Source organism: Ramlibacter monticola (assembly GCF_016722785.1).
In the GTDB taxonomy this organism is placed as follows: domain Bacteria; phylum Pseudomonadota; class Gammaproteobacteria; order Burkholderiales; family Burkholderiaceae_C; genus Ramlibacter; species Ramlibacter monticola.
The window spans coordinates 1-2692 of sequence record NZ_JAEQNE010000016.1; the positions used below are offsets into that span (position 1 = coordinate 1).

Sequence of the window (2692 nt, forward strand, 5' to 3'; positions counted from 1 at the left end):
CCCGGATGGCCACCTCAAATTCCTCCACCTGTGGCCGGGTCAAATTCCTCCAGGCCAGGACGGGGGGATTTTCGTCTTTTCTTCCTTGACGGCTGTTCGGCAAGCGAAGCGCGTCAGGCCGGAGGCGAGCGGCCGGGGAGCGGTGGGCAAGCCACGGACCCCGCAGGGGCCGTCCACAGGCTTGTCCTGTGGGCGGGCGGCTTGTCCACGGCGGGCGAGGTCAGTCGGCCTGTGCCTTGATCGCCAGGCGCTGGGCGGCCTCCTTGAGCCGGTAGCTCTTGCCCTCGAATTCCAGCAGTCGTGAGCGGTGCATCAAGCGGTCCAGAATGGTCGAGGCCATCGTCATGTCGCCGAGATAGGTGCCCCAGTCGCGAATGACGCGATTGGAGGTGACCAGCACGCTGGCGCGCCGGCGGTGGCGCTGGTGCACCAGCGTTTGCAGCAGCTCCGCGGCGGCTTCCGAGACGCGCTTGGCGAGGAACAGATCATCGAGCACCAGCAGGTCGGCCGCCAGCATGCGCTGCAGCATCTGCTCGCGTTCGCGCGCGTCGGCCAGCGCGTAGCGGCCGAAGTCGGTGTCGGCCTCGACGTAGACCACCTTCAGGCCCTGCTGAACGCCGTGATACGCCACCGCCTTGGCGACGTGGCTCTTGCCGGTCCCGGGCTTGCCGATCAACAGCGCGTTGGCGCCTTCGCTGACGAATTTGAGCGTCTGCAGCTCGAAGCACGCCGCACGCGGGACCTTCGGATTGAATGACCAGTCGATCTCGGCCAGCGCGACCTTCTCGTCCAGGTGCGAGTCCTTGTAGCGCTTGTCGATCAGGCGGCTTTGCCGGCGATCGAGTTCGTCCTGCAGCAGCAGTGCGAGCAGCTCCTGCGAGGTCATTTGCGAGGCCTGCGCCTGCGCCAAGCGCGTCTGCAGTGTGTCGCGGGCACCGGAGAGGCGCAACTGCGCAAGGGTGCGTTCCAGCTCGGGGATCGACATGCTCATTGCAGCCACTCCCCGGCAGCCGGTGCGTCCGTCGTGGCGGCGGCGAAGAAATCGGCATAGGCAGCGGCGTCGCGGATCAGCGCGTCGCTCTGCGTCAACTTCGGATCGGGCGGCGCAGCCGCCGTCTCGGCGAGCTCTCCCAGCAGGCCGGTGATCGCCTTGAGGGTGGCACGCCGCTGCTGCGTCGCCACCGTGCAGGCCTTCTCCACCAGCGCCGGCGGATGCTGGCGTGCCAGGCCGACCAGCCCCCACATTCGCCGCTGGCCCACGCGCCCCTCTCGGGCAAACCACTGCTGGCACAGCTGCAGGCAGCTCGGTCCAATTTCGCGCGCGAGTTTCCACAGCAGCTCGGTCTGGCGACTCGGATTGAATGGCCGCTCCTCGTCGGGCAGCACCGTCGCACCGGGACGCTCGCTGCGCGCGTGCGTGCGCAGCAGGGCTCCGGTGGCACGGTCGCGGATCTCCACCAGGTGCGCGTACAGCCGCACCGTCACCTTCGAGCCGATGGCTGCCGGCCGCGCGGCGTAGTTGCTGCTGTCCACCCGCACCGTGGTGTCGTCGCACACGGTGCGCACCATCTCGCGGAAGAAGGCGAAGTGCGTCACCGGCAGCGGCAGCAGGCTGGCGCGCTCCTCTTCGTACATGGCCTGCACCTGGCGCTTCTCGCGGCCGTGGATGCGCTTGGCGGCCCACTTGCATTCCCAGCTCTCCAGGAATTCGTTTTGCGCCTCCAGCGAGTCGAAGCGCCGGCCCTTGAGCGCCGTGTCCTGGGTGTGCTGGATCGCGTTCTCGACACTGCCCTTGCGGTTGGGGTCGCGCACCCGTGCCGGGTCGGCCACGCAGCCGTAGTGGGCCAGTAGCGCGACGTACACCGGATTGAGCTCCGGCTCATACAGGTCCGGCTTGAGCACGCCTTCCTTGAGGTTGTCCAGGACGACGTAGCGCACCACCCCGCCGAAGTACCGAAACGCCTGCTCGTGCAGCTCGGCCCACTCCTGCTGGCCGGATTTCCACACCACGCGCCGGAAGCTGCGGCGCGAGTAGCGCAGCGTCATCACGAACAGGCGCGGGCGCTTCCAGCGGCCGGTGGCCGGGTCGAGCGTCGGGGCGCCCTCTCCGTAGTCGACCTGAGCCTCCTCGCCGGGGGCGAACTCCAGCCGGTCGAACTGCTCCGGCTCGCGGGCACGCAGCTGCGCGACGAAGCGCTTGACGCTGTTGTAGCCGTGGCCGAAGCCGTAGAGGTCCACCAGGTCCTGGTAGATGGCCATGGCGTTTCGCTTGAGCGCCAGCTGCGCCTGGATGAACTCGCGCCAGGGCTCGCACGCCGAGGTGTGCGCCGGTGGCCGGGGTGGGGGATTTTGGGCCCCCGTCAGCGGCTCCTGCACTGGCGGCGAGCCGGTGGCCACCCCGGGGGAATTCGCCGGTGCCATCGCGGCGAGCTGGTACTTCCGGATCGTCTTGCGATCGATGCCCGTGATGCGGGCGATCTCCCTCTGGCCGGCCCCCCTCGCCAGCAGCGTCTGGATGGTGGTTTTCTTGTTTGGCTTCAAGACGTTCAACTCCTCGACCCCCCACTCGGGAGGTCAGTTCACGTCCTGTCCAAAGGGGGCCGGCGGCGCCGGCCTACTACCCTCTCCCGATCAATTCAGGTGGAGGAGTTTGAGGTGGCCACGGGTGGGGGATTTTGGGTGGCCATCCGGG

At 68.2% G+C, this 2692-nt stretch carries 2 protein-coding genes; both read right to left on the bottom strand.

The features are described from left to right. Positions 1-220 precede the first annotated feature (220 nt). On the bottom strand, positions 221-991 hold the full coding sequence (istB, locus tag JJ685_RS29520) for an IS21-like element helper ATPase IstB (protein ID WP_201677981.1): 771 nt from the start codon (positions 989-991) through the stop codon (positions 221-223). Beyond that, a complete protein-coding gene (gene istA, locus JJ685_RS29525) occupies positions 988-2550 on the bottom strand; it encodes an IS21 family transposase (protein WP_201677982.1) in 1563 nt (520 codons plus the stop codon). Before istA ends, istB begins: the two co-directional genes overlap by 4 nt. Positions 2551-2692: the final 142 nt, after the last annotated feature.